This window comes from Archangium gephyra, from assembly GCF_042230915.1.
In the GTDB taxonomy this organism is placed as follows: Bacteria; Myxococcota; Myxococcia; order Myxococcales; family Myxococcaceae; genus Archangium; species Archangium gephyra_B.
This window is the reverse complement of sequence record NZ_CP102578.1, coordinates 1,783,237-1,807,629: the sequence shown is the minus strand read 5'-3', so window position 1 is coordinate 1,807,629 and position 24,393 is coordinate 1,783,237. Positions and strand designations below refer to the sequence as shown.

Sequence of the window (24,393 nt, the reverse complement as noted above, 5' to 3'; positions counted from 1 at the left end):
GACATGGCCAACCGATTCCGCATCACGAGCGCGTCCTGGCTCGCGCTCCTCGTGCTGTGCATCACTTCCGGCCGTGCGTCGGCCGAGGGCTTCACCACCGCCCAGGTCGGCTGGGACACGAACTGCTGGTACTCCGGCAATGACACCGACGGCGACGGGCTGAACCAGTCCTGTGAGCAGGCACTCGCCAACTGGTTCGCGCCCACGGTGTGGTTCGACAACGGTGAGGACACCGACGGGTGGTGGCCGCACTTCGCCGTGAAGAGCGTGGACTACGCGTCGAAGACCGTGTCGATCGCGTACCTGCACTCCTTCTACAAGGACGGTGGGGAGCTCTTCGGGGCCGGCAAGCACGACGGTGACTCGGAGTTCGTCATCATCGAGGCCCACCTGTCCGGCTCCACGTGGGTCGCGGACTGGGTGTACATGTCCGCGCACCGCAAGGCCACGTGCGATGCGTCGCAGTGGTACCACTACTCGCAGATCCTCTGGGACGGCAACTATCGCGGCTGGGCCTCGGTGTTCGCCTCGGAGAACAAGCACGCCAACTACGCGAGCGACAGCCAGTGCGACAACGCCTGCGGCGGCCTGGAGAACTGCGATTACGACTACTGGAAGACGCCGACCTCGGACCGGAACATCGGCCAGAGCTGGGGCCAGCTCATCTCCGTCGAGCAGGGCGGCAGCGCCTACGAGTGGTATTGGGACGTGAACAAGGGGTTCTGTGGATGGCAGCGCGCTGGCTACTCCGCTGACCACGGCGGCTGCGCGGGCTCCTACTACAACCACATGCAGGACTTCGGCTACTGATGCGCCGGTGGGCTGCATGGAGCGCGGCGGCCGTCCTCGCGGCGGCCCTCGTCGTCTTCCTCGTGACGCGCGCTCCCTCGGGCGAGCGGCACGAGGAGACGCCAGCGGCCACACGCGCGCCAGCAGCCGCACCTGTGCCAGCGGACGTGCGGCACCGCCCAGCGCCGCCAACCGTCACTCCGGGCGCGACGGCGCGTGGCGCGCTCGATCTCGCGTCGATTGCCGCCGCGCTCGACGAGGAGCTCGTGCCGCTCGCGTCGAACATCCGCATCCTCCAACTCGAGGCCGACGAGGTGCGCCTTTGCGCCGGCCGGCCCGTCTGGCTGCGGGCGCGGTTCGAAGGCGCGACCGAGCCGGTGGTCGGACGCTTCCTCTGGACGACGCCGAATGGTCTCGCCCTCGAGCCCGGGACGGCGGCGCGCTGGACGCCGGACGCGCCGGGCTCGCACGAGGTCCGCTTCCAGGTGGTCCGCTCGCTGGAGCGCAAGCGCGTGGCCCTCCTGGCGGAGCGGACGCTGACGCTCCAGGTCGAAGCGTGTGACGACAAGCAGCAGCCGCTCGAGGTCAAGGTCAACCAGGACCGCGAACGCGTGCAGCTCATCGCGCTCGCATCGGTGGAAACCGTGGGCGGGTTCGCGTGGGACTTCGGCGACGGTACGACCGAGCTCACCGACGCGCCCCGCGTGCGCCACGAGTACCCCGTCCTCGAGCTCGGCCCGGGCGAGGTCCGCTCCTACCGCGTGGTCGTCGAGGCTCACGCGCGTGACGGAGCATCGCTGCGCACCACGACGAACATCACGGTGCGCGGGTTGCCGAAACCGCCCGCCCCCGAGCCCGTGACGCTCGAGTTGGGCGAGGCGGTCTGGGACGACGGCGCAGGACGGTGGCGGCGAACGCTCGAGGTCCACAACCGCTCGCCGGACGCGATCGTCTGGGAGACGGCCGAGCGCCGCTCGCACTGGGACGACGGCCGCGTCGAGACACGGACACTGGCCGTCACCGAGCTCGTCGCCATCGACTCACGCAAGGAGCTCGGCGGCTTCGCCGGGCAGGTCAGCGTGGCCGCGTCCGAGCTGGCGCCAGGAGTCCGCGCGGTCGTCGACACCCTGCGAGGCCGGAACAGCGAAGGAGCGCCGATCGTCCTGACGTGGGCCGCCTATGAGCGCGAGGACGTCGCACCGAAGTCCCCGCTGCCCCCCGCGCGCACGCGGTAGCGCTCATGATGAAATCGTGATGAAGCGCAGAACCGCGCGTGATGCTCGGGGCGGGCGCTTCCCGGATGATGAGCACATCTCCCAGACGGAGGTGGACTCCCATGAACCGCGTTTCTGGCAATGTCTCCCGTTGGAACCTCCTGCTCCTCCCGGTGGTGTCGGCCCTGGTGTGCGTGGGTTGTGCCTCCACCGCCACCGTGAAGAAGCCCGAAGCGGGAGGGGGCATCGAGTGGCCGGGCAGGCGTGACGTCTCGGACATCACCAACCTGGGAGCCGTGGACGGTGGAGCGGCGCTGGCCGCCAGTGCCGCCATCCGGGAGGTCGTCCAGAGGGTCGGTCCCGAGAGCGAGCTGTTCTCCAAGTGCCCGAGCCCCGCGGCGGCGCTGGATGCTCGCGTCTTCATGTGGCGCAACGTGTACTACGTCACCGTGGACGAGCGGTTCGACAGGTGTGGCGAGGCGCGGAGCCGGTTCCCGGACTGGTTCGAGTCCTATGCCGTGTCGCCCGCGGGCGTGGTGCTCGCACGCCGCGGGGGAGAGCGCTGAGCGGCCTCGCGCCCCCTCAGCGCTCTCCCTCATAGGACGCGGCAACGGCCTGCAAGATCTCCTCTGGAGTCGTGCCGGGCTCCAGAATCAGGCTCGTATTCATCGCCTCGTCACAAAAGAGGACTTCCTGGTCAGCGGGGATGAGCGAACGGCACCACTGCGCAAATTCAGCGCAGTCCTCCAGTTCTCCAGAGAAAATGACCGCCTTCCCATCCCGGGTGAGAGAGCCATAGAGCCCTCTTCTCTCCTTTGGCACTTCGAACGCCAAGACGTCATTGTCCTCGGGATTTCGAATTTCCTCGAGCTGAACCGTGGGCCACCGCTGATGCAAATGGCTCTTGAATTCGTCCGCCAGGAAGACCCAGCCTGTCCTCACGATGACGAGATAATCCACGAGTCATCTCCCCTTCACTGCCCGACGACTACCCGGCCCGGAATTCGAAATTCCCGCAGCAGCGCCTCGAAAAAAGCGACGGCACGGCTGTCATTCACAACCACCTCGAGCCCTACCACGGGAGTTTTCGGATCCAAGATGACCGCAGCATACCGGAAGAACTGATTCGCTTCTTTCTTCCGGATGAGCTGCCTGATCGAATCATCGCAGGTGGAGCCGATGACAAAGGGGCTCGTGTCGGGCTTTTCAACATGCTTGGTCTCAATGAGGTGCGCATCACTGGCCCGAGCACCATCCGCCCAGACCTTCTCTCCGCCCCCTTTCACCAACAACTCCTCCGCTCCAGCATGCTTGCGTTGAAAGCCATAGGGCTCTTCTGGCTTGACGGGAAGCGGCCTCCGCTCCGCCTGTTGGATCCACTCCTCGAAGGCTGCGGGATCTGGCTTCTTGGCAGGGTGAACCTCACGCTCCGGGGGCTCGCGCTCTCTGCCCGGCCCTCCCGCCATCAGGAGCGCGGGAGCCCTGGCTGAAGACGCCGGGGATGCCGCAGCGGACGCCCTTCCGATGGCGCTCTCCGCGATGCGGCCCCCTTGGGGCAATGCGAGCTCCCCGGGCGAAGAGGGCGGTCCCCGCGGCGCCTTCGCCATCGCCTTCTTCGTCAGGATGAAGGCCACGACGTTGATGCCCACCATCGAGAGTGCTCGCGCGAGATACGAAGAGGCCTCGTCAAGGTCGGCCTCGCTCCGCGCGCCCTTGGCGAGGTTCACATAGCGCCACAGGCAGTCACCCAGCACTCCCGTCTCGGAAATCAAGAGTGTGACGCCGAGCGACAGAAGAGCGGCGTCCACCGCCTGGCCCACCATGGGAACACCCTGCGACCCAACCCAAGCAGCTGTCAGTGTCCCCATCAGAGCAAGGGTCTCGGGCGTGAGTAAGACCCGAGCCTCCTGCGTCATCGCGCCGGGTAGCACCGTCAGGGCGCGAGCGAATGACCGGCACAGCTTCTCTGAGCTGTCCATCCTTGCAACGGGCAGGGAGGTTGTCCTGCAAAGGGCGGCATCCACGGAGTTCGCTGCCGCAGGCACGGCAAGCAGCAGGCACAAGCAGAATGCAATACCCTTCATGAGGAACCTTCCACCTGATGCGACCCAGCTCTGGCTCAGAACTGAAGTCAGTTCGTCTGGGCCGTCTCGCCGGGACTGGATTCCTCCTCGGAGTCCTCGTCGTCTCCCTGCGCGTCGAAGCCCTGCGGCACTCCGTCCACGTAGGTGACGACGTTGCCCACCGTGGCCGGCACTCGCGGTCCCGGCGTCACCACGCCCGTGAGGTTCAGCGGGTCCACCGCCGAGAGCTGCACCCGCACTCCCGAGGGCGCCTGCCGTCTCACCGCTCGCGCCACGTCCACCGCCTCCGGGAGCGCGAACTGCTCTCCCACGAAGCCCGCCACGAAGCGGCCTCCGCGGATTTCGCCTCGCGCCTCCATCCGCCGGTACACGTACAGCAGCTCGCGCCATGAGGGCGCCAATGACTCGCGCATCACCAGGTCACGCCAGACGATGCCGTAGCGCTGGAGGAACAGCCGGGCCAGGGATTCACGGACCTCGCCCTCGGCTTTCGGCTCCGAGGGCACCAACAGGCTCCAGCGGCCCGGTCCTCCTCGCTGCAACAGCTTCTGCCGCTTGCGCTGCGCCGGACTCTGCAGCACTCGCAGGTTCTGCACCGCGTCCGCCGTCACGAGGCCTCGCGCCACCAGCTCCCACAGCGCGTCCTCCACCTCCGCCGGCAGACGCCTCGAGCGCGAGCAGAGATCGTTGAAGAAGCACGCCCCCCGCTGCTCCAGCACCGCCACCACGTCCTTCGCCGGCCCCGACAGGTCCGGTGGCACCCACACGCCTCCGTCCGACAGCACCGCGTTCGGCCTCGCCGCCGAGAGCATCCAGTCCAGGTCCTCCCGGCGCACGAACGTCAGGCTCGCGTTCCGGTTCGGTGTCGCCGCTCGGGTGCGGGTGGGCTCGGGCTCGGGGGGCGTGGCTGGCGCTCCCCGGCGCGGGCCGGGCACCGGCTTCGCATCCTTTTGGGTGAGGCGGCCCCAGGCCACTTCTCCCGAGTAGCAGGCCCGCTCCAACAGGTCTCCCAGGTAGCCCTTCATCCGCGCGGGCAGCAGGTAGCGCTCCCAGGCCGAGGCCGGCGCTTCGTAGCCTTGCAACAGGGTGATGGCCTTTGAGAGGCCCGTGGACCCTCGCAGCGCGTCCAGCTCTTCCAGGTGGTGCCACCGGAAGAGAAAGCGCATGAAGTCCTGTGCACTGAGCGGCTCGATCTCCTTGCGCAGGCGTCCCACGGTGAGCCGGTGGATTCGCTGGAGGAGGCGCCGATCGCACCACTCCACCACGGCCGGGGTGGAACCCGGGGTCTCCGATACCCTCACCCCGTCCCTCTCCCGAGGGGAGAGGGGATGTGTCTGTTGTTGGGTCTGTGGTTGAGTCTGTGATTGGGCCTGTGGTTGGTGTTCTGGGTGGTGGTGGTTGATGGTGTGGGGGATGACCGGGCGGAAACGGCCTCTCAGGATTCCTCCCGTCGCCTCCAACTGGTGCAGCGACAGGAAGACCTCGGACTCGTCCAGCGCCGTCTGCGCGGCGAGCTCCCCCGCCGTCGTCGGCCCCAACAGCTCCATCCACCCTCGCACCACCTGCTGCACCGCCGCATCCCGCTCCACCGGCTTGTCCCCCGCCAATGGCCGCAGCTCCGGTTGCAACGGCACCTCCGGAAAGAGGGCCCGGATCGCGCTCTGCCGCTCCGCCGGCACCAGGAACCGCGACCCGCCCACCTCCAGCCACGCCACCCGCCGCTGGGCCAGCAGGCCCGGTACGAAGCGCTTCGGCACCTCCGCCTCCGGCAGCAGCACCAGTTGCAACAGGGCGTCGTGCAGCTCGTCCTCGTCCCGCATCGGCGGCGCCGCGTCCCGCACCACCTGCTCGATGGCGTCCGCGTCCAGCGCCCCGAATGACGCCGCGTCCTCCGCCGGCAGCGTCCGCCGCAGCACCACGTTGCGCACCCGCCGCTCCTCCGCCGGTGCGTCGTCCAGGAACGTGTACGGCTGGCTGTTCACCATCTGGTGCGCGAACAGGCTCGGCTCCGGCACGTCCTTCGCCACCAGCTTGATGCGCCCGTCCTTCATCCTCCTCAGCACCTCGCGCAGGCCCTCCACGTCCATCGCCTCGCGCAGGCAGTCCTCCATCGTCTGCTTCACCAGCGGATGGTCCGGCAGCTCGACGTCCGCCCCTCCGTGGTTGTCCTGGCACCCCACCTGCGCCGGGAACACCGCCGCCAGCAGGTCCTCGCTCCTCGCCCGCTGGAGGTTCGGCGCCACCCGCTTGCCCCCCGAGAACCGCGACAGCGACAGCGCCCGCGTCGCGTTCCACCGGAAGCGCGTCCCGAACAGCGGCACCTGCAGCACCGCCTGCACCAGCACCTCCTCCACGTTCTCCGGATTCAGGAACTGGAAGATGTCCTCCAAGGGGAACGAGTGCTGCTCACCCAGTGACAACAGCAGCCCGTCCTCCGTCGCCGCCGCCTGCAGCTCGAAGTCGAACGTGCGGCAGAAGCGCTTGCGCAGCGCCAGGCCCCACGCCCGGTTCACCCGGCTCCCGAAGGGCGCGTGGAGGATGAGCTGCATCCCTCCCGCCTCGTCGAAGAAGCGCTCGGCCACGATCGTCGTGTTGCTCGGCACCACCCCCAGCACCTGCTGCCCCGCCCTCAGGTATGCCAGCAGCGCGTCCACCGCCGCCGGCGGCACCCGCAGCTCCTTCTCCAGGAAGAGCGCCGCGTCCTTGCGCGCCGTCAGCTCCTCGCGCAGCCTCCCCACGTGCACGCTCAGCTCGTCCGTACGGCCCGGCGCCTCGCCTCGCCAGAAGGGCACCGTCGGCGGCTGCCCGTGCGCGTTCTCCACCAGCACCGACGCCCCCATCACCCGCTGAATCCTCCACGCCGTCGTCCCCAGCAGGAAGATGTCCCCGGGCGTCGACTCCACCGCGAAGTCCTCGTCCAGCGTCCCCACCACCTTGCCCTCGGGCTCCGCCACCACGTTGAAGGTGAACGTGTCCGGAATCGCCCCGCCATTCGTGAGCGCCGTAATCCGCACGCCCCGGCGCGCCTTCAGCCGCTGGTTCACCCTGTCCCGGTGCAGGTGCACCCCCGCCCTCCCCCGCCGCAGCGACACGCCCTCCGAGAGCGTCTCCAGCACCTTCTCGTACTCCTCGTACGTCAGGTTCCGGTACGGGTACGCCCGGCGGAACAGGCTGTAGAGGGCACGCTCGTCCCACTCCTCGCATGCGCACGCCGCCACCACCTGCTGCGCCAGCACGTCCAGCGGCTTGTCCGGAATCCGCACCGCGTCCAGATCCCCCTCGCGCACCGCGTTCAGCAGCCCGACGCACTCCATCAGCTCGTCGCGCGTCATCGCGATCAGGATTCCCTTCGAGATGCCTCCCTTGTAGTGGCCCGCGCGGCCCACCCGCTGCAACAGCACCGAGATGGAGCGCGTCGTCCCCAGCTGCACCACCAGGTCCACGTTGCCCACGTCGATGCCCAGCTCGAGCGACGCCGTCGCCACCATCACCGAGAGCTGCCCCGCCTTCAGCCGCTCCTCCGCCGACAGCCGCATCTCCCTCGACATGCTGCCGTGGTGCGCCGCGACCTTGTCCACCCCCAGCCGCTCGCCCAGGTCGTGCGCCACCCGCTCCGCCATCTTCCGCGTATTCACGAAGACGAGCGTCGTGCGGTGCTCCCCCGCCATCTGCACCAGCCGGTCATACACCTGGCCCCACATCTCGTTGGTGGCCAGCGAGCCCAGCTCCGCGTCCGGAATCTCCACCCGCAGGTCCCACGGCCGCTGGTGTCCCACCTGCACCAGCCGGCACTCCCCCGCCCGCTCCCCCGTCAGGAAGCCCGCGATGGCCTCCAGCGGCTTCTGCGTCGCCGACAGGCCGATGAGCTGCGGCCTTACCTCCGTGAGCGCCTTCAACCGCTCCAGCGACAGCGCGAAGTGGCTGCCCCGCTTGTCCCGCGCCAGCGCGTGGATCTCATCCACGATGACCGTGCGCACCGAGCGCAGCGTCGCCCTCGCCCGGTCCGCCGTCAGGTACAGGTAGATGGACTCCGGCGTGGTGATGAGGATGTGCGGCGGCCGGCGCACCATCTGCGCCCGCTCGGACGCCGACGTGTCCCCCGTGCGCACCTGCACCCGCAGCTCCTGCGGCTTGAAGCCCGCCGCCCGCGCCCGCTGCAGCAGCTCCTCCAACGGCTGCAGCAGGTTCTTCTGCACGTCGTTGCCCAGCGCCTTGAGCGGCGACACGTACAGCACTTGCGTCCGGTCCTCCAGGCGGCCCTCCAGCGCCAGGCGGAAGAGCCGGTCCAGGGCCGCGAGGAAGGCCGTGAGCGTCTTGCCGCTGCCGGTGGGCGCGGCGATCAGCACGTCCTGCTGTGCCTGGATGAGGGGCCAGCCCTCCACCTGGGGACGCGAGGGCTCGCCGAGCCGCTCGGTGAACCACCGCTGTATCACCGGGTGGAACGGCTCGAGGGCCGGGTGCACGGGCTGCGGGGACGACGTGGCGACGAAATCGAGGGCAATCTGGGGGGACATGGCGCTCTCTCCCTCAGACTGAACACCGGTTTAGGGGGAGCGTCAATGTGCACGCCCGCCCGGGGGGTGGGCGGCCGTCGGGAAGTGGGGCCACGGTGAGCCGGGCCGAGGCTCCTCCCCCAAGTTCGCTATATCGGGATGTTTTCAGGCTCACTCGTGAAGAGCGCGTGAAAGAGCGTGGTCTCGGGCGGCTCCTTTCGCTCCACGATCAGCGGGATTCGGCTCTCGGCGATCTCCCGAGGAAGGGCCTCGGCCCCAAACATCGCCTCGATCTTCCTGGCAATGACCTCCGCGAGCGCCTGCATCTCCGGCGGAAGCGGCTCAAAAAAGACCCTGGCGGCGATCAGCTCTTTCCCCTTGAAGTCGTACTGCAAGCCGTAAACGGTATAGACAGGCGCCAGGATGCTGAGGCAGCCGACAACCCCCCAGTAATGCGACAGCGGCTCGTCTTCCTGCTGGTTCGAGGACACGGGTTCCCGTTCCGTATACACGGTACATTTGAAAGAGGCATCACAGGTGGCCGTGGCATGCCCGATATGGAGGTGCGGAAACACCACTCTGAGTTCGCGCATGAGCACGCGCCACTGGTCAATCTTCTTGAGCGCCTGCTCCCACGCGTCATGGAACCTCTCCAGCTCAGGGCTCCTTTCCAGCTTGCCATCGAACTCATGGTCCGAGCGCCAGTAGAGCCGGACAATAGACAGCAAATCTTCCGCTGAAATGGGCATGGGCTCAGAAGTCAACTCGGATGGTCTTTGTTTTCTCTTCACACCGGACTGACACTCTCGAGCCAAGCACGGCGCGATTCAGGACCATGTGAAAGGTGTCCCTAAATTGCGTACAGACAAGGCCAGGAAGCGGAGAAGCGGGGGCGGCGATCACCTCTCTCAGCGCCTGATTGGCGCAATCGGCGGCAATTCGCTGAGCAAGCGGCTCGGACATCAAGCCATCCTTCTTGGTCTCAATTGGCATTCCCACACCGAATTCGCAGAAATACGGCTCCAGGGTCGATTTATTGATGACGGTCGCCTGTATACACGCGGCACGCCAACCATCCGCTCCCGCTTCGGTTTTCTCGACAATGGTGGTGAATTGGAAATGGGCGGGTTGGTACTGATTGATGCTGCAGCCCGGGAGGACGGGCAGAAGCAGCACGAACACGCATAGGAGTGCGGGCCGCCACGTCAGTCGCCTTGAAAGGCCCACGACACCACCTCGGCTCAAGAAGGAACAGCCAGGGTTTTAGCAGTGCCCCCCCAGCCAGGGCGCTGTGTGCACCCTGCACAAAGCCCGCCCCTCCGTACAGCACCGCACAGCGGCCTCCGGGACTGTTCGCTCCCCATCCATTCGGGAGCCGGCCAGGGGGGGCCCCACGGCGCCCTCGTGGAGGGCCCGTGCTTTCGTACGGGGCTCAAGGAGTCCCGCATGCACCCCCCGAGCAGCCGCTACGCCTTCGAGGCCCTCAACCCGGATGGCTTCCTCGCCCTCCGCCCCGAGGGCGGTGCGCCCGGGGCTCCCCAGGACTTCGTCTGCGAGTACGCCAACCCCGCCTCCGAGACGCTGCTCGAGGAGAACCTGACGGGCCGGAAGCTGCTGGTGCGCCGGCCGGAGCTCGCCGAGGTGCTGGGCTCCTGGGGCCGGGTGCTCGCCACCGGCGCGACGGGCACGGGCATGCTCGCGGTGGGCCGGGGCCTCGCCGCACGCCGGCTGCTGGCCCGTGCGGTGCGCGTCGAGGACGGCCTGCTCGCGGTGTGGCTCTCGGACGTCACGGACACCGAGCGCTTCGTGAGCGAGACGGCCGCCTTCGAGGAGCGGATGCTCTCCTTCATGGAGTGCATGCCGGATCCCTTCCTCGCGTTGGATCGGCAGTGCCGCTTCTTCTACGTCAACCGCGCCGCCGAGCGGCTGCTGGGCAAACGGCGCCAGGCCCTCCTGGGGCGCAACCTCTGGCAGGAGTACGCCGAGGAGCCCGGCTCGGTGCTGCGCTTCCACGTGCAACGCGCGCTCGCCACCGGCGCCCCCGTGGACTTCGAGGAGTGCTTCAACTCCCTCTACCTGGAGGGGACGGCGGTGCCCTCCGAGAGCGGGGTGCTCGTCTACCTGCGCGACATGACGGCGCACCACCGGGCCTCGGAGGCCGCGCGGCGCGCCAGCGCCCTCTTCAACGCCGTGCTCCAGGGCGCCACCGACGCCATCTACACCAAGGACCTCCAGGGCCGGTACACCCGCATCAACGCGGCCGGCTCGCGGCTGATGGGCCGGCCCGCCGAGGCCATCATCGGCCTCACCGACGCGCAGCTCTGGTCCTCCGAAGCGGCACGCACCACCATCGCCCACGACCGCGAGGTGCTCGCCTTCCGGCAGACCTTCACCTACGAGGAGTCCGAGTCCGGGCCCGTCAAGCGGGTGTGGCTGTCCACCAAGGGCGTGCTGCGCGACGAGGCGGGCGTGGTGTTCGGCCTCTTCGGCATCTCGCGCGACATCACGGACCTGAAGCTGCTGGAGGAGGCCCTGCGGCAGAACGAGGCGCGGGTGCTGGAGGCGTTGTCGGCCGCGTCGATGACGCTGTGGGACCTGCGGCTGCCCGAGGGGCGGCTGCGCTGGGAGCGCGGCGCCGCGGCCTTCTTCGCCCTCAAGGCGCTGGGCACCGAGGAGCCGCTGGAGACATTCCTCGCACGGGTCCACCCGGACGACCGGACGGCGTTGACCGAGGGGCTCGCCCGCTGCGCCACGAGCACGAGCGAGGTGTCGCTCACCTACCGGGTGCTGGCCCCGGACGGCTCGGAGCGGCGGCACGTGCTGCGGGCCCGGGCGAGCGCCGGCCACGAGCGCCGCGGCCGGATCCTCGGCGTGCTGGAGGAGCTGACGGGCCGCGCCCCGGCCTCACTGGCCGCCTCGGACACCCGGGCCCCGCGCAACGTCGCGCGCGCGGCCCCCGGGGAGACAGGCCTCTCCGGACACCGGCCCGCCCTCGTGCAGCAGGAGGAAAGCCGGCGGGAGGAGCAGGGCGAGGTGGGACTGATCGGCAGTGCCGCGATGGGCGAGGGCTAGTACGCGGTCCCGAGGGAAGACCCTCACCCTCGCCCTCTCCCAGAGGGAGAGGGGACATCCGTTCCGGCTCAGCGCCGCGTCAGCCCCGCCGCGGCCGGCCGGGTGGCGGCGTGCGTCCAGGTGAGCCGGAAGGTGGCCGCCGTCCCATCGAAGGCCACCGGGTGCACGGAGATGTCCCCCGCCCCCGCCGCGCGCAGCGTCTCGGCGAGGAAACCACAGGCGAAGAAGGGGTTGTCCGCGGCCACGTCCTTCATCCACAGCGTGGCCGCGTGCGTGCCCAGCTCCTCCACCCGCACCTCGTTGAAGTTGTTGCCCGCCCGCACGTTGTGCGGCACGCGCTCCAGCGTGTGCCGGGGCCCCAGCCGCGTGACGAGCGACATGCTCGCCCTCCCCTGCGCCGTCTGCCGGAAGCCGTGCAGGTAGCGCTCGCCCAGGGCACACCACGCCTCCTGGGGCGAGGCCGCCGGGAAGACATCGCTCACCGCCACCCGCAGGAAGGTCTTCCACAGCTCCAGCCCGTAGGCCGGCCGCAGCGGCTCGTTCAGGTTCAGCCCCACCTCCTTCAGCCGGCGCCTCCCCTCCTGGGTCAGGTGCGGACCCAGGGCGCGCACGAAGAGGGCATCCACGGACTGCGCGAAGACGAGTTTCTCGGTGGTCAGCGTGGGGAGCATGACCGCAGGGTGACAATTCCCCCGGACTTCCGGCCATGCCCCTCCAGCAGGTCTGTGCGCTGGTGGAAACTCGGTGAGCCTGGAAGGTCCCGGATTGTCCGCTGGCGCGCAGGCGTGTCCTACACCTGCATCTTCAGCCGCGTCTCCTGCACCTCCGCCGAGGTGGCCACCTTCTCGCGCTCGGCCTGGCGCAGCAGGCGCAGGATGGGCGGGCCCAGCACGTCCACCTCGGTGGAGGCGAACGTCTCGGAGCCGAAGCGGCGGATGGTCTCCGTCTGGCGCTCCAGAATCCGCGCGTCCTGCCCGAAGATGTGCAGGGCCACCGGGGTGATGAAGGGCTTCACCAGCCAGTGCGGCAGGGGCATGCGGAAGGTGACGACGGCGTACACCACCGTGTCCCAGTCCTCCGCGGGCGTCATCGCCGAGGTGATGATGACGTGGCTGTCGTCGCCCAAGCGGTACTCCACCTGGGCGATGGACGGCAGCAGGAAGCGATCGAAGTGCTGCACCACGCCGCCGCCCGGGGCCAGCAGCCTCGCGGCGAGGCCCTCCGGACGGGGCTCCCCGATGTACTCGGCCTCCACCCGGTCCGCCCCCCGGCGCACCACCACCTCGATTTCGTTGCGCTTCTTCTCGGTGCGGAACAGGCCCCCGTGCAGGAACGCCGTGTGGGGCACGTCCAGCGTGTTCTCCAGCAGGGAATGCAGCGAGCCCTTCGCGCGCAGGGTGCGGCGCACGGTGCTGTAGCCATGCGCGTCCAGCAGGGGGAAGCGGTAGGGCTCGGTCGTGGGCTCGACGCCGGGGGTGGAGTACACCCAGACGAAGCCGTCCTGCTCGCGCGTGGCGTACGAGGCAGCGCAGCGGGACTTCGCCTCCGGCTCGCCCAGGAGGCCGGGAATGGCGCGGCACTGGCCCGCGGCGTCGAAGCGCCAGCCGTGGTAGCCGCACTGGAGCTGGCCACCCACCACCTTGCCCATGGACAGGGGCACGTTGCGGTGCGGGCAGCGGTCCATCAGCGCGGCGGGCTTGCCGGCCTCGTTGCGGAAGAGGACGAGCGGTGTGCCCTGCAGCATGCGCGCGAGCGGCTTGCGGCCCAGCTCGCGCGAGGCGCAGAGGATGAACCAGCTCTGGGGGAGCCGGACCACCGAGACGAGTCCTGACGGCGCGGCCGGGCCACGCCCTTCCTCACGAGAAGAAAACATGGGCCCAGTCTAATGGGCCGCCCGGGGAGTGCACGCTTCCTCGTGGCCCTCCCTGGAACGGCCCACCCTTCGGTTTTCGCTATGCATTCGTGACGAATTATCTGTTTTTCCTGAGCCTATACAATCCTTATACATACCCTCGCTTCGGGCAACTCCGCTCGGAGACGACGCCGCGACCGGCACCCCATCCCATGTACGACCGCGACCTCGACCCCGCTTCCCAACCGTCCACCGGCCCCGCCGGCAACAAAGAGACTCCCGCCGCCGAGCTGCTCGAGCCACTGCTCACCGGGCTCGCCCACACCGCGGGCCTCCAGCCGGGCACCGGCACCGCCCAGGCCTCCCTCGTGGATGCCTCGCGGCAGTGCGCCGGCCCCCTCTCCGAGTCCTGGAGCCAGTGCCTCCAGCACGCGGGGCAGGTCCTCGGCCTCACCCTCTCCACCCTGCAGCGCTCACCCGAGGACGTCCTCCGCCAGGGCAGCCGCCAGGGGCCGCTCGGCACCCTGTGCTTCACGGACGGGGCTCCCTCCTGGCTGCTGATCTCCGAGTGGGCTCCCGAGCGCGTGCACGTGCACTCCAGCCTGCTCCCCCAGGGCGAGGCGTGGATGAGCCGCGAGGAGCTCTCACGCCTGCTCGCGCCCTGGGCCGCGCAGCCCCTCACCTGGGTGCTCGCCGAGGAGTCCGAGCCCATCCACGCCCTGCGCGCCGCGGAGCTCTCCCCTCACGAGCCCCTCACGCCCTTCGCCCGGCTGCGCGCGCTGGTGCACCTGGAGGCCGCGGACGTGCGGGCCTTGGTCATGTACTCGGTGGGCGTCGGGCTCTTCGCCCTCACCACCCCCATCGCCGTCCAGTCGCTTGTCAACACCGTGGCCTTCGGCGCCCTGCTCCAGCCGCTGGTGGTGCTGAGCATCCTGCTGCTCGCCGGCCTGGTGTTCGCCGGCGGCCTGCGGGCCATGCAGAACTGGGTGGTGGAGCTCCTCCAGCAGCGCGTCTTCATCCGCGTCGTCAGCGACCTCAGCCACCGGCTGCCCCGCGTCCAGGCGAAGGCGCTCGACCGCAAGCACGGGCCCGAGCTCGTCAACCGCTTCTTCGACGTGGTCACCGTCCAGAAGGCCAGCTCCACGCTGCTGCTCGAGGGCCTCTCGGTGGTGCTCCAGGCCAGCATCGGCCTGCTGATGCTCGCCTTCTACCACCCGCTGCTGCTCGCCTTCGACTTCTTCCTCCTGCTGGCGCTCGCCGGCATCATCTTCGGCTGGGGACACTCGGCCGCCTCCGCGGGCCTCAAGGAGTCCAAGGCCAAGTACGCCGTGGCCGCCTGGCTCCAGGAGCTGGCGCGCCACCCCCTCGCCTTCCGCCAGCACGGCGGCAGCGCCCATGCCCTGCGCCGCACCGACGCGCTCGCCCGCGACTACCTCGCCGCCCGGCGCAAGCACTTCAAGTACCTCTTCCGGCAGATCCTCGGGGCGCTCGGCCTCCAGGCCGTGGCCAGCGCGCTGCTGCTCGGGCTCGGCGGCTGGCTCGTCATCAACCGCCAGCTCACCCTGGGCCAGCTCGTCGCCGCCGAGCTCATCGTCACCGCCGTGGTGGCCGCCTTCGCCAAGTTCGGCAAGCACCTGGAGGCCTACTACGATCTGCTCGCGGCCATGGACAAGCTCGGCCAGCTCGTGGACCTGCCGCTGGAGGAGGACCGCGGAGAGAGCGTCCCGCCGGCCCCCGGGCCCGCGTCCCTGAAGCTGGAGGGGCTGGCGTTCCACTACCGCGAGGGCCAGCCCGTGCTGCGCGGCGCCAGCCTCGAGGTGCGCGCTGGCGAGAAGGTGGCCCTCACCGGCGCCACCGCCGGCGGCAAGAGCACCCTGGTGGATCTGCTCTACGGGCTGCGCGCGCCCGCCCAGGGACGCATCCTCCTCGATGGCATCGATCTGCGGGAGCTCTCCCTCGCCTCGCTGCGCCGCGATGTGGCCGTCGTCAAGGCGCCGGAGATCTTCGCCGGCACGCTCGTGGACAACGTGCGGATGGGACAGCCAGAGCTGCCGCTGAGCGCGGTGCGCCGGGCGCTGGAGGCCGCCGGCCTGGGGGAGATGCTCGCCCGGCTCCCCGAGGGGCTGCACACGGAGCTCACCACCGGAGGGCGGCCCCTGTCCTCCGGCCAGGTGGCGCAGCTCCACCTCGCACGTGCACTCGTGCTGCGCCCGCGCCTGCTCGTCCTCGACGAGGTGCTGGACACCCTCGACGCGCGGGCACGCGAGCACGTGCTGAAGACGCTGCTGGCCCCCGGCGCGCCCTGGAGCCTGCTCCTCATCACCCGTGACCCCGAGCTGCTCGGCTGCTGCACCCGGGCCTACGAGCTGCTCGACGGCCAGCTGTCCCCGCTGGGCTCCGAGCGGGAGCCCCGGGTGGCCACCCTCTCCTGACTCCGGACACATGACCATGACGATGCCCCTCTCCCGAAATGCTGGCCCCACCGAGGAGCTCCCTGCCATGCGGCTGGTACGGCACTCGACCCGGGTGGCCCGGACGGTGGCCCGCCTCCTGATGCTCGCCCTGCTGCTCGCGGTCATCGGACTGCTGGTGGCCCCCTGGCAGCAGAACGTCACCGGCCAGGGCCGGGTCATCGCCTACGCCCCGCTGGAGCGTCAGCAGTCCATCCAGGCCCCCATCGCCGGGCGCATCACCCACTGGGCCGTCCAGGAGGGCTCGCGCGTGAAGGAGGGAGACATCCTCGTCGAGCTGTCCGACAACGACGTGGATCTGATGGACCGGCTGCAGGAGCAGCGCACCGCCATCGAGGCGCGCATGAGCGCCGCCCAGAGCCAGATGATGGCCTACGAGTCCCGCGTGGACGCGCTGCGCTCCTCGCGCTCGGCGAGCATCGAGGCGGCCGGCTCGCGCGTGCGCATGGTGGAGGAGCGCATCCGCGCCGCCGAGCAGTCGCTGTCCGCCGCCGAGGTGGCCCGGGAGACGGCCCGGCTCAACCTCGAGCGCCAGAAGGCCATGCACGCGGACGGGCTGACAGCCACCCGCAGCCTGGAGCTGGCCCAGCTCGACTTCACCAAGGCGTCCACCGACGCCGAGAGCGCCCGCGCCAACCTCAACTCCGCCCGCAACGAGCTCAAGGCCATCAGCTCCGACCGCCAGCGCGTCCAGACCGATGCCGACGCCCTCATCAATGACGGGCTCGCCAAGTACGAGTACGCCAAGGCCGACCTGGCCAAGGAGCGCATCGAGCTGGCCAAGCTGGACAGCACCCTGGCCCGCCAGTCCACCCAGCAGGTACGGGCCCCTCGCGCCGGGACCATCCTGCGGCTGGTGGCGCGGCAGGGCGCCGAGGTGGTCAAGGCCGGTGACACGCTCGCCGTCCTGGTGCCCGACACCAACTCCAGCGCCGTGGAGCTGTACGTGCACGGCAACGACGCCCCCCTCATCTCCCCGGGCCGCCACGTGCGCCTCCAGTTCGAGGGCTGGCCCGCCGTCCAGTTCGCCGGCTGGCCCTCGGTGGCCGTGGGCACCTTCGGGGGCACCGTGGCCTTCGTCGACGCGGCCGATGACGGGCGCGGCAAGTTCCGCATCGTCGTGGTGCCCGACAAGGGCGAGCAGTGGCCCGCCAGCCGCTTCCTGCGCCAGGGCGTGCGCGCCAACGGGTGGATCCTCCTCGACGAGGTCCGCCTCGGCTACGAGATGTGGCGCCAGTTCAACGGCTTCCCCCCCGCCCTCTCCTCGTCCGAGCCGGGCTGGACGGACATGGAGAAGTCCGGCGGCAAGGGCCAGGACGGCGACAAGGGGGAGAAGTCATGAGCCCGCCGCGCGCGCCCTCCGCACTGCTGCTCGTGCTGCTGGGGGTGATGGGCGCGGCCCCGCGCGTGCACGCCGCCGAGGCCCCGCTCACGCTCGAGGAGGTGCTGGACTCCGTGCGCGAGCAGCATCCGGGAATGGAGGCCGCCCGGCAGGGTGTGGCCACCGCCGAGGCCGAGCTGCTGTCCGCGGAAGGCGGCTTCGACACGCTCCTCAAGGCCCGGGGCTCGTACATCCCCTTCGGCTACTACCCGTACGAGCGCCTGGATGCGACGCTCGAGCAGCCCACGCCCCTGGGCGGGACGCGCCTGTTCGCCGGCTACCGCCTGGGACAGGGGAAGATTCCCGCGTACTACGGCGAGTACGAGACGCTCAGCGGTGGCGAGCTGCGCGCCGGCCTGGAGATACCGCTGTGGCGCAACGGCACCATCGACAAGCGCCGCGCCGATCTCGCCAAGGCACGCCTGCGGCTGGACATCGCCGGCTTCTCGCTCCAGGGCGAGCAGCTCGAGCTGCAGCGCGAGGCGGCCTACCACTACTGGGACTGGGTGGCCGCGGGCCGGCAGCTCGCCATCGCCAACGCCCAGTACTCCCTGGCCGTCACCCGCCACGAGCAGCTCGCCCGCCGCGTGGCCCAGGGCGACATCCCCCGCATCGAGCACACCGAGAACGAGCGGGCCCTGCTGGAGCGCGAGGCCGAGCTCATCTCCGCCCGGCGCAAGCTCGAGCAGACGGCCCTGAAGCTCTCGCTCTCCCTGCGCGACGCGGAGGGCAACCCCCTGCTCGTGCCCGCCTCGCGCCTGCCGGAGAACCTGCCCCCGCCCGACGAGGCCTTCACGGCCGGGTTGGACGCGTGGCTGGAGAAGGCCCTGCGGCAGCGGCCCGAGCTGCGCGAGCTGGCGCTCCAGCGCGAGGTGGTCCAGCTCGACACCGCGCTGGCCCGCAACCAGACGGCCCCGGCGGTGGATCTCGGCGTCTCCGTGGCACGCGACCTCGGCAGGGGGCCCGAGAGCCTGCGGCCCACCGAGCTGCAGGCCTCGTTGATGCTCGACATCCCCCTGCAGGCCCGTGGGGCGCGCGGCCAGGTGCGGGCCGCCGAGGCCAAGCGCGCCGCGGTGGACGCCAAGGCCCGGCTGACCCGGGACAAGGTGGCCACCGAGGTGCGTGACACCCTCTCCGCCCTGCGCGCCGCCCACGAGCGGGTGGGGCTGGCCCGGAGCGCCGCGGACGTGGCCCGCCAGCTCGCCCAGGCCGAGCTGGCGCGCTTCGAGCACGGCGCCACCAGCCTGCTCTTCGTCAACCTGCGCGAGCAGACCGCCGCCGACGCGGAGCTCAAGGAGGTCAAGGCCCTGGTCGACTACCACCGCGCGGTGGTGGATCTGCTCGCCGCCGCGGCCGCGCTCGAGCCAGGCACCTCGCGCTCCGAGACGCGCTGACGGCCACGCGGGTGCTCAGCGGTGGCCCCCGGCCGGCGCCAGGCGGACGTACACCATGCCGCCCACCGGGGTGCGGCTGCCGTAGAAGGGCTCGAGCCCTCCGGGCACCACGTTCAGCGCGCCGCGCACGCCCACCCCCGGCCGCACCGGGCCGAAGGGGCCGAGGTTGTAGACGTAGCCCAGGACGAGGCTGCCCACGTCGAAGACGGAGTGCTCCAGCGGCTCGGGGAGCACCAGGTCATGCCCCGCCTTCTGGACGTACTCGGCCCGCCCGAAGACGACGTGGTGCCCGTCCAGGTCCAGGCTGCTCTCCAGCAGGAAGGCATTGGTGGGTGCCTCCTCGCCCTCGATGTCGCGGCCGAAGACGGCGGTGGTGGCCCAGAAGCCGTTGCTCCCGAAGGGCGCGTGGTACGTGGCCGACGCGGTGAGCCGGTGCACCGGCACCTCTGGCTCGAGGAGCTCGGGGCTCTTCAGGTAGCCGTAGGACACCTGCGCGCTCACCCGCGCCGTGGGGTTCACCGACAGCCGCGTGGAGAACGAGTCGGGCGCCCGCAGGTCCAGGTCGTAGCGATTCTCGTCGGGCTCGCGGCCGTTGAACCAGGAGACCTCCAGCTTCGCCTTCGGCGTGAGGATGCCCGCGGTCAGCACCCCGAAGGAGATGTGCGTCGAGTCCTGCCAGTGGTGCCCCAGCACGGCCAGCGGGTCGTACCAACCCGACACCCGGTGCGGAAAGGCCACCGGGCCCAGCGCCGGCTCGCCCGCGGGCGCCGCGTAGAGCAGCAGCCCCCACGTGTCCGAGAAGTAGTGCGAGTACGAGACGGCCAGCTCCATGAAGAGGTCATGCGGGTGCTGCCGGTCCCGCAGCGGCTCGTCCTGGTACGTCTCTCCTGTCTGGAGCAGCAGCGGGTAGCCGCCATCCGCGCCCGCGGTGAAGGGCTCGGGGCTCAGCATGACGCTCCCGACGAGCTGCCCCGACGGCAGCTCCCGGCTCGCCATGAGCATCAGCCAGCCGATGCCCGCGAACGCGTCGTCGCCCCGGGGACCACCCTGCACGTCGTAGCCTCCGAAGAGCAGGCCCTGGAACATGAGGCCCCATCCCGCTGCGTCCCAGTGAAGCATCGACGGGGGGATGAGATCCGGCTGCCAGGACGTGCCCGAGCCCCGCCGCATCAACGGAATGTCCCGGAGTGACTCGGCCTCGCGCGACTCCTGTCCCATGTGCCCCATGTGCCCCATGTGCCCGGTGCCGTGCCCGCCCTGGGCCGGGGGCTCGGCGTGAGCGCCGTGCCCGTGCTCCGCCTCCTGCGACCAGGCTCCGACGGGGAAGGCCAGCATCAGGCCCAAGGAGAGGAGCAGCGTCCGCATATTCCACCTCGTCCGGGACGCTGGGGCTCGTCCCGTCGAGATGGAAGGGACCAGGCCCACCGCCCGTCCGCGGAGGGAGCGGGCGGACAGACGCTTCCCTCAGCCCTCTCCCCGGCACGCCCCTCCGCCGGAGCCATAGGGCCGCGGGGCATTCCCTCGTCCATCACATTCCGTGTGAACGGCCTCCTCCTGACGTGGCTCTTCCAACCCGGACAACCAGGGGCCGTCCATGTCGAAAAAGAACCTCTCTCTCTCCGTCTCCGCGCTGGGGCTCGTCCTATCGACAGCGGCCCTCGCGGCGCCGTCCTCCCTTCGCCTGGGCCACCTCCGCGATGCCACGTCCGGCCGGGTCCTCGCGGTGCGCTACACCGATGACCGGGGCCTCGCCATCCTTGAGGACGACATCATCCTGGGGCCCACCCGGTTGATGGAGAAGGCCGAGGAGCGCATCCGCGCGCGGACGATCCCCGCCGCCTTCCCCGAGTCGCCGCGCATGGAGGGCCTGGGCATCCTCCCCATCCGGCAGGCCTGGCCCCAGGGCGTCATCCCCTACACCGTGGCGCCGGACCTGCCCCACCCGGAGCGGGTCACCGCCGCCCTCCAGCAGTGGCAGCGGCGCACGGGGCTGCGCTTCGTCCAGCGCACCCGCGACAACGCCTCGAGCCACCCCCACTACGTGGCCTTCACGCGCGGGGAGGACTGCCGCTCCTACCTGGGACGGGCCGGCGGCGAGCAGCCCCTCACGCTGGCCGACACCTCCGGCACGGATGACGTCCTCCACGCCATCGGCCACGCCATCGGCCTGGGGCACGAGCAGGTCCGTGTCTCGAAGGGAAACCTGGACGGCGGCTCCATCGAGGCCACCGCCCTGCTCTACGGCCGCCCGTGAGCCCCACCCGGGGCCACGCCCTCAGTGCTTGCCGAACTCCAGCGGCACGCCCTTCCGCTTCGCGTAGATGTAGGCCTCCATGGCCCGCATCTTCGGATCGTCATCGGCCAGCGGCTTGCCGCGCACCGGGTTCTCGATGCACCAGTTGATCATGTCGCGCAGCAGCGCCACGCGGCCGAACTGCACCTGGTACTTCGGATAGGTCTCCGGGTGCGTGTTGGCCGCATCCGGGTGGCACATGTCACAGGACACCGCCACCTTGCTCCCGAGCGCATCCGCGTCGTGGAAGACCCGGTTGCCCTCCTCCACGAAGGCCTGCGTGGAGGCGGCCCAGATCGCCTCGTCCCGCTCGCTGAAGGCACCGTAGGTGTGGCCCGTCTGGACGTTGGCGTCCTTCTTCTCCGCCATGCCCGGGGCACCCGAGGACGCGGTGGGGCCTTCCGCCTGGTTCGACTTGCCCGCGGAGGGCTTCTGCGGCGTGGGCGGCACCGCGGGCGGGCTGCGCGGGCCCTGGGGATTGGCGGGCCCCGGCGGCTTGGGCGCGGGCGCCTGGGCCACCACGTCCCAGCGCGCGTCCGGGTTCTTGCGGCGCCACTCCTGCATCAACTGCGACGTCACCTGCAACGCCTGCTCGCGCGACAGCGGCTCGCCCTCCTTCACGCCCTTCACTTCCAGGGACGTCTCGCCGTCGCACAGGCCGAGCACGAGGTTGCCCTCCTGGGAGGGGGGCAGCTCGTGGCGAGGGCGCTCGCCGGGGACGGAGTCAGTGGCCAGCGCCGCGCCGCCCACTCCAGACAGCAGCGCGCACAGGCCGGTGAGGAGCTTCTTCCGGTGGATCATGGCTTCCTCTCGGGGGGACTCGCTAGTAGCTGGGCAGCTTGGGGCGGGGAGGCGCGTCCTTCTTCCCGTTGGACGCGAGGTAGCTGGCGCGCACGGTGATGGGCGCGCGGTCCCACAGCCTGTACAGCTTGTCGACGGCGCCGGCCTCCAGCACGTCCACCCGCCCCGTCCCCATGCCATCGAAGTTGCTGAAGGGGTCCGGGCGGTTCATCTGCACGGTGAGCGAGGGCAGGCCCTCGGGTGCGTAGGGCCAGGGCCACGCCGTGGACAGCATCCCGTGGAAGTCGATGTTGCCGATGCGGTTGGTGAGCAGCTGGTGCGTGTGCCCGTGGACGACGGTGACCTGCTGGAAGGGGCGCAGCAGCGCCTGCACCTCGTCCGCGTCGTCCGTCCAGAAGTTCCACGGCCGGTAGTACTTGTAGAGCGGTGAGTGGCTGAAGACGATGACGGGCGTCTTCTTGTCCACCTTGGCCAGGTCCTGCTTGAGCCACTCGCGCTGCTCGGCGCCCACTTCGAAGCGCGACTGGATGGCGTTGTCCAGGCCCGCGACGACCTTCATGCGCTCCATCGGCGTGTAGCCGCGCTCCGTCCAGAAGTCCTTCTCCAGGATGGAGTTGAGCACCACGAAGTGCACGCCCTTGTGATCGAACGAGTAGGTGGGCGCACCGAACAGCTCGCGCCACGCCTCGCCCATGTCGAGGAACCAGTCGTGCTCGCCCACCATCATCTTCACGGGCGCCTTGACGGCCTTGAGGATCTCCGCGCCCAGCTTCAACTCCTCGCGCTGGCCCAGCTGCGCCAGGTCTCCGCCGAAGAGGACGAAGTCCGGCTGCGGATCCAACGCGTTGACGTCGTCCACCGCGCGCAGGATGGAGCGCACGAAGCGGTCATTGAGATCCTTCGTGTAGAGGTGCGTGTCCGAGATGTACGCGAAGCTGAAGCGCGGCTTGGAGCCCTGCGCCTCGGCGACGCGCACGAGCTGGAAGCCCTGCGGCGTCACCAGCCCCATGCCCGCGGCGATGCCGGCCGAGAGCCCCGCCACGCGCAGGAAGGCCCGGCGATCCAGCTTCCCCAGCTCGTCGAAGAAGGCGGCGCGCTCCTCGTAGTACTTCGTCTCGATGCTCTTGTATCCCTTGCCCATGGGCCGTGCGCCTCCTACTTCGCCGGTGCCTTCGCCTTGTCCGCCGTCTTGCCTTCCGACGTCTCGCCGCCGTACGCGCCGACCTCCGCCGGGTTCTTCACCTGGACGTTCGGGCTGAAGCCGATGTCCCCCAGGTTGCCCTTCTTCCCCAGGGCCGCCGCCGTGTCCCGCTCCGGGCGCACGTTCTTGCGCCCGCGCTGCCTCGCGAACTCCTTCGCGTTGAGCTTCGCGTAGCGCTCGTCCGTGAGGGTGAAGAGGAAGGCCACCACGTCATCGAGCTCCGCTTCGGTGAGGCCCAGCCGCTGCATGCCTCCGTCCAGGAAGGGATTGGCGACGCCGCCCTTGTTGTAGTGGTCCATCACGTCCCACAACGTGGCCAGCGAGCCATCGTGCATGTAGGGCGCGGTGAGGCCGGTGTTGCGCAGCGTGGGCGTCTTGAAGCTGCCCACGTCGTTCTCCTGCTTCGTCACCAGGAAGCGGCCCAGCTCGGAGAACTCCGTCTGCAGGGCCAGCTCGTCAATCTGCTTCTCGTCTCCGGTGCGCACCACCCGGAGCCCCTGCTGGGCGAGCTTCACGAAGTCCTGCTTGTGCGCCGCGATGCCGATGTTGTGGAACTTCTGGTCGGAGAACAGCGGCGAGGTGGCATTGGCCGCGTGGCACTCGTTGCAGCGGGCCTTGCCGTTGAAGAGCGCCCAGCCGCGTTTCGCCGAGGCGTCCAGGGCCTTCTCGTCTCCCGCCAGGAGGAACCGGTCGAAGGGGGCGCTGCCGGAGAACTGGGTGCGCTCGAAGGCGGCGATGGCCGAGGCCAGGTCGTCGTAGTTCACCTCGCGCCCGAAGACGCGCTGGAACTCGGTGGCGTACTCGGGGATGCCGCGCACCTTGGCCACCACCGCCTCGGGCGAGGGCATGGCCATCTCCACCGGGTTGAGGATGGGCAGCTTCGCCTGCTCCTCCAGCGAGGGCGCGCGCCCATCCCAGAACTGGGTGGCATTGAACAGGGCGTTGAGCACGGTGGGGCTGTTGCGCATGCCCTTGCGCTTCTCGACGCCCTCGGAGACCGGCAGGCCGTCCACGAAGCCCTTCTCCGGGTCATGGCAGGTGGAGCAGGAGACGGAGTCGTCGAGCGACAGCCGCTTGTCGAGGAAGAGCTTCTGGCCCAGGGCCACCTTCTCCGGCGTGGGCTCCATGCCGGGAGGCACGGAGATCTTCCAGAGAATGGCGGAGACGCCAGGAGGCAGCTTCGGAGGCGGAGCACCCTGGGGAGGGCCCTCCGCGGAAGCCGCCCCGGCGCACAGCAGGGCAGCGAGCATCCAGGAAACACGGGCCCCGGGCCTCATCGTCGTCCCTCCAGTCGTGCGCGTCCGCTGCGCACCGCCAAGCACGGGACGAAGCAATAAACCCAGACAGC

Annotated in this window: 19 protein-coding genes; 9 read left to right on the top strand and 10 right to left on the bottom strand. The window is 69.9% G+C overall.

The genetic code is table 11. The annotated features are described in order from the left end of the window. The first annotated feature begins 3 nt into the window (after window positions 1–3). The 3 genes from NR798_RS07200 to NR798_RS07190 all read left to right on the top strand — a co-directional run bounded on the left by NR798_RS07200 (window position 4) and on the right by NR798_RS07190 (window position 2,569). Complete coding sequence (locus NR798_RS07200) at window positions 4–810, top strand: hypothetical protein (protein ID WP_375770683.1); 807 nt, start codon at window positions 4–6, stop codon at window positions 808–810. Further along, window positions 810–2,024 (top strand): PKD domain-containing protein, encoded by a 1,215-nt coding sequence (locus tag NR798_RS07195; RefSeq protein WP_375770682.1) that lies wholly within the window; start codon window positions 810–812, stop codon window positions 2,022–2,024. The genes NR798_RS07200 and NR798_RS07195 overlap by 1 nt, the downstream gene beginning before the upstream one ends. Before the next feature lie 101 nt (window positions 2,025–2,125). Then, window positions 2,126–2,569: a hypothetical protein gene (locus NR798_RS07190; protein ID WP_375770681.1), complete on the top strand. Its 444-nt coding sequence runs from the start codon at window positions 2,126–2,128 to the stop codon at window positions 2,567–2,569. 16 nt (window positions 2,570–2,585) lie between these two features. Here NR798_RS07190 and NR798_RS07185 read toward each other — a convergent pair whose 3' ends face one another. The 4 genes from NR798_RS07185 to NR798_RS07170 all read right to left on the bottom strand — a co-directional run bounded on the left by NR798_RS07185 (window position 2,586) and on the right by NR798_RS07170 (window position 9,329). Beyond that, on the bottom strand, window positions 2,586–2,963 hold the full coding sequence (locus NR798_RS07185; protein ID WP_375770680.1) for a hypothetical protein: 378 nt from the start codon (window positions 2,961–2,963) through the stop codon (window positions 2,586–2,588). Window positions 2,964–2,977: 14 nt separating this feature from the next. Then, window positions 2,978–3,826 carry a restriction endonuclease fold toxin-2 domain-containing protein gene (locus tag NR798_RS07180; RefSeq protein ID WP_375770679.1) on the bottom strand — a complete coding sequence of 283 codons (849 nt, stop codon included), beginning with the start codon at window positions 3,824–3,826 and terminating at the stop codon, window positions 2,978–2,980. A 308-nt stretch (window positions 3,827–4,134) separates the two neighbouring features. Continuing rightward, a complete protein-coding gene (locus NR798_RS07175; RefSeq protein ID WP_375770678.1) occupies window positions 4,135–8,601 on the bottom strand; it encodes a DEAD/DEAH box helicase in 4,467 nt (1,488 codons plus the stop codon). Window positions 8,602–8,729: 128 nt separating this feature from the next. Next, complete coding sequence (locus tag NR798_RS07170; RefSeq protein ID WP_375770677.1) at window positions 8,730–9,329, bottom strand: hypothetical protein; 600 nt, start codon at window positions 9,327–9,329, stop codon at window positions 8,730–8,732. 106 nt (window positions 9,330–9,435) lie between these two features. Here NR798_RS07170 and NR798_RS07165 point away from each other — a divergent pair, with 106 nt between their 5' ends. Together NR798_RS07165 and NR798_RS07160 are read left to right on the top strand one after the other, a co-directional pair. Further along, entirely contained in the window at window positions 9,436–9,768 is a 333-nt protein-coding gene (locus tag NR798_RS07165; protein WP_375770676.1) for a hypothetical protein, read from the top strand. Window positions 9,769–10,026: 258 nt separating this feature from the next. Next, window positions 10,027–11,652 carry a PAS domain-containing protein gene (locus NR798_RS07160; protein ID WP_375770675.1) on the top strand — a complete coding sequence of 542 codons (1,626 nt, stop codon included), beginning with the start codon at window positions 10,027–10,029 and terminating at the stop codon, window positions 11,650–11,652. 68 nt (window positions 11,653–11,720) lie between these two features. On the opposite strand, the gene NR798_RS07155 is transcribed toward NR798_RS07160, so the two are convergent. Both NR798_RS07155 and NR798_RS07150 read right to left on the bottom strand, forming a co-directional pair. Continuing rightward, a complete protein-coding gene (locus NR798_RS07155; protein WP_375770674.1) occupies window positions 11,721–12,323 on the bottom strand; it encodes a DUF2378 family protein in 603 nt (200 codons plus the stop codon). 119 nt (window positions 12,324–12,442) lie between these two features. Then, window positions 12,443–13,525, bottom strand: a complete 1,083-nt coding sequence (locus tag NR798_RS07150; protein ID WP_375770673.1) for a Rieske 2Fe-2S domain-containing protein — start codon at window positions 13,523–13,525, stop codon at window positions 12,443–12,445. A 191-nt stretch (window positions 13,526–13,716) separates the two neighbouring features. Between NR798_RS07150 and NR798_RS07145 the strand changes: the two genes are divergently transcribed. The 3 genes from NR798_RS07145 to NR798_RS07135 all read left to right on the top strand — a co-directional run bounded on the left by NR798_RS07145 (window position 13,717) and on the right by NR798_RS07135 (window position 18,750). Continuing rightward, complete coding sequence (locus NR798_RS07145; protein WP_375770672.1) at window positions 13,717–15,936, top strand: peptidase domain-containing ABC transporter; 2,220 nt, start codon at window positions 13,717–13,719, stop codon at window positions 15,934–15,936. 67 nt (window positions 15,937–16,003) lie between these two features. Continuing rightward, complete coding sequence (locus NR798_RS07140) at window positions 16,004–17,317, top strand: HlyD family secretion protein (RefSeq protein WP_375770671.1); 1,314 nt, start codon at window positions 16,004–16,006, stop codon at window positions 17,315–17,317. Further along, window positions 17,314–18,750: a TolC family protein gene (locus NR798_RS07135; RefSeq protein WP_375770670.1), complete on the top strand. Its 1,437-nt coding sequence runs from the start codon at window positions 17,314–17,316 to the stop codon at window positions 18,748–18,750. The genes NR798_RS07140 and NR798_RS07135 overlap by 4 nt, the downstream gene beginning before the upstream one ends. 15 nt (window positions 18,751–18,765) lie before the next feature. On the opposite strand, the gene NR798_RS07130 is transcribed toward NR798_RS07135, so the two are convergent. Beyond that, complete coding sequence (locus NR798_RS07130; RefSeq protein ID WP_375770669.1) at window positions 18,766–20,115, bottom strand: hypothetical protein; 1,350 nt, start codon at window positions 20,113–20,115, stop codon at window positions 18,766–18,768. Between the two features lie 229 nt (window positions 20,116–20,344). On the opposite strand from NR798_RS07130, the gene NR798_RS07125 reads away from it, so the two are divergent. Beyond that, window positions 20,345–21,004: a M12 family metallopeptidase gene (locus NR798_RS07125; RefSeq protein ID WP_375770668.1), complete on the top strand. Its 660-nt coding sequence runs from the start codon at window positions 20,345–20,347 to the stop codon at window positions 21,002–21,004. A gap of 21 nt (window positions 21,005–21,025) precedes the next feature. On the opposite strand, the gene NR798_RS07120 is transcribed toward NR798_RS07125, so the two are convergent. The 3 genes from NR798_RS07120 to NR798_RS07110 are packed head-to-tail and all read right to left on the bottom strand — an operon-like array spanning window position 21,026 to window position 24,295. Continuing rightward, the gene (locus tag NR798_RS07120; protein ID WP_375770667.1) at window positions 21,026–21,844 is read right to left on the bottom strand and encodes a c-type cytochrome; all 819 of its coding nucleotides are present in this window, start codon (window positions 21,842–21,844) and stop codon (window positions 21,026–21,028) included. Between the two features lie 22 nt (window positions 21,845–21,866). Further along, window positions 21,867–22,985 carry a metallophosphoesterase family protein gene (locus NR798_RS07115; protein ID WP_375770666.1) on the bottom strand — a complete coding sequence of 373 codons (1,119 nt, stop codon included), beginning with the start codon at window positions 22,983–22,985 and terminating at the stop codon, window positions 21,867–21,869. A 14-nt stretch (window positions 22,986–22,999) separates the two neighbouring features. Further along, window positions 23,000–24,295 carry a cytochrome-c peroxidase gene (locus NR798_RS07110; RefSeq protein ID WP_375770665.1) on the bottom strand — a complete coding sequence of 432 codons (1,296 nt, stop codon included), beginning with the start codon at window positions 24,293–24,295 and terminating at the stop codon, window positions 23,000–23,002. Window positions 24,296–24,393 lie beyond the last annotated feature (98 nt).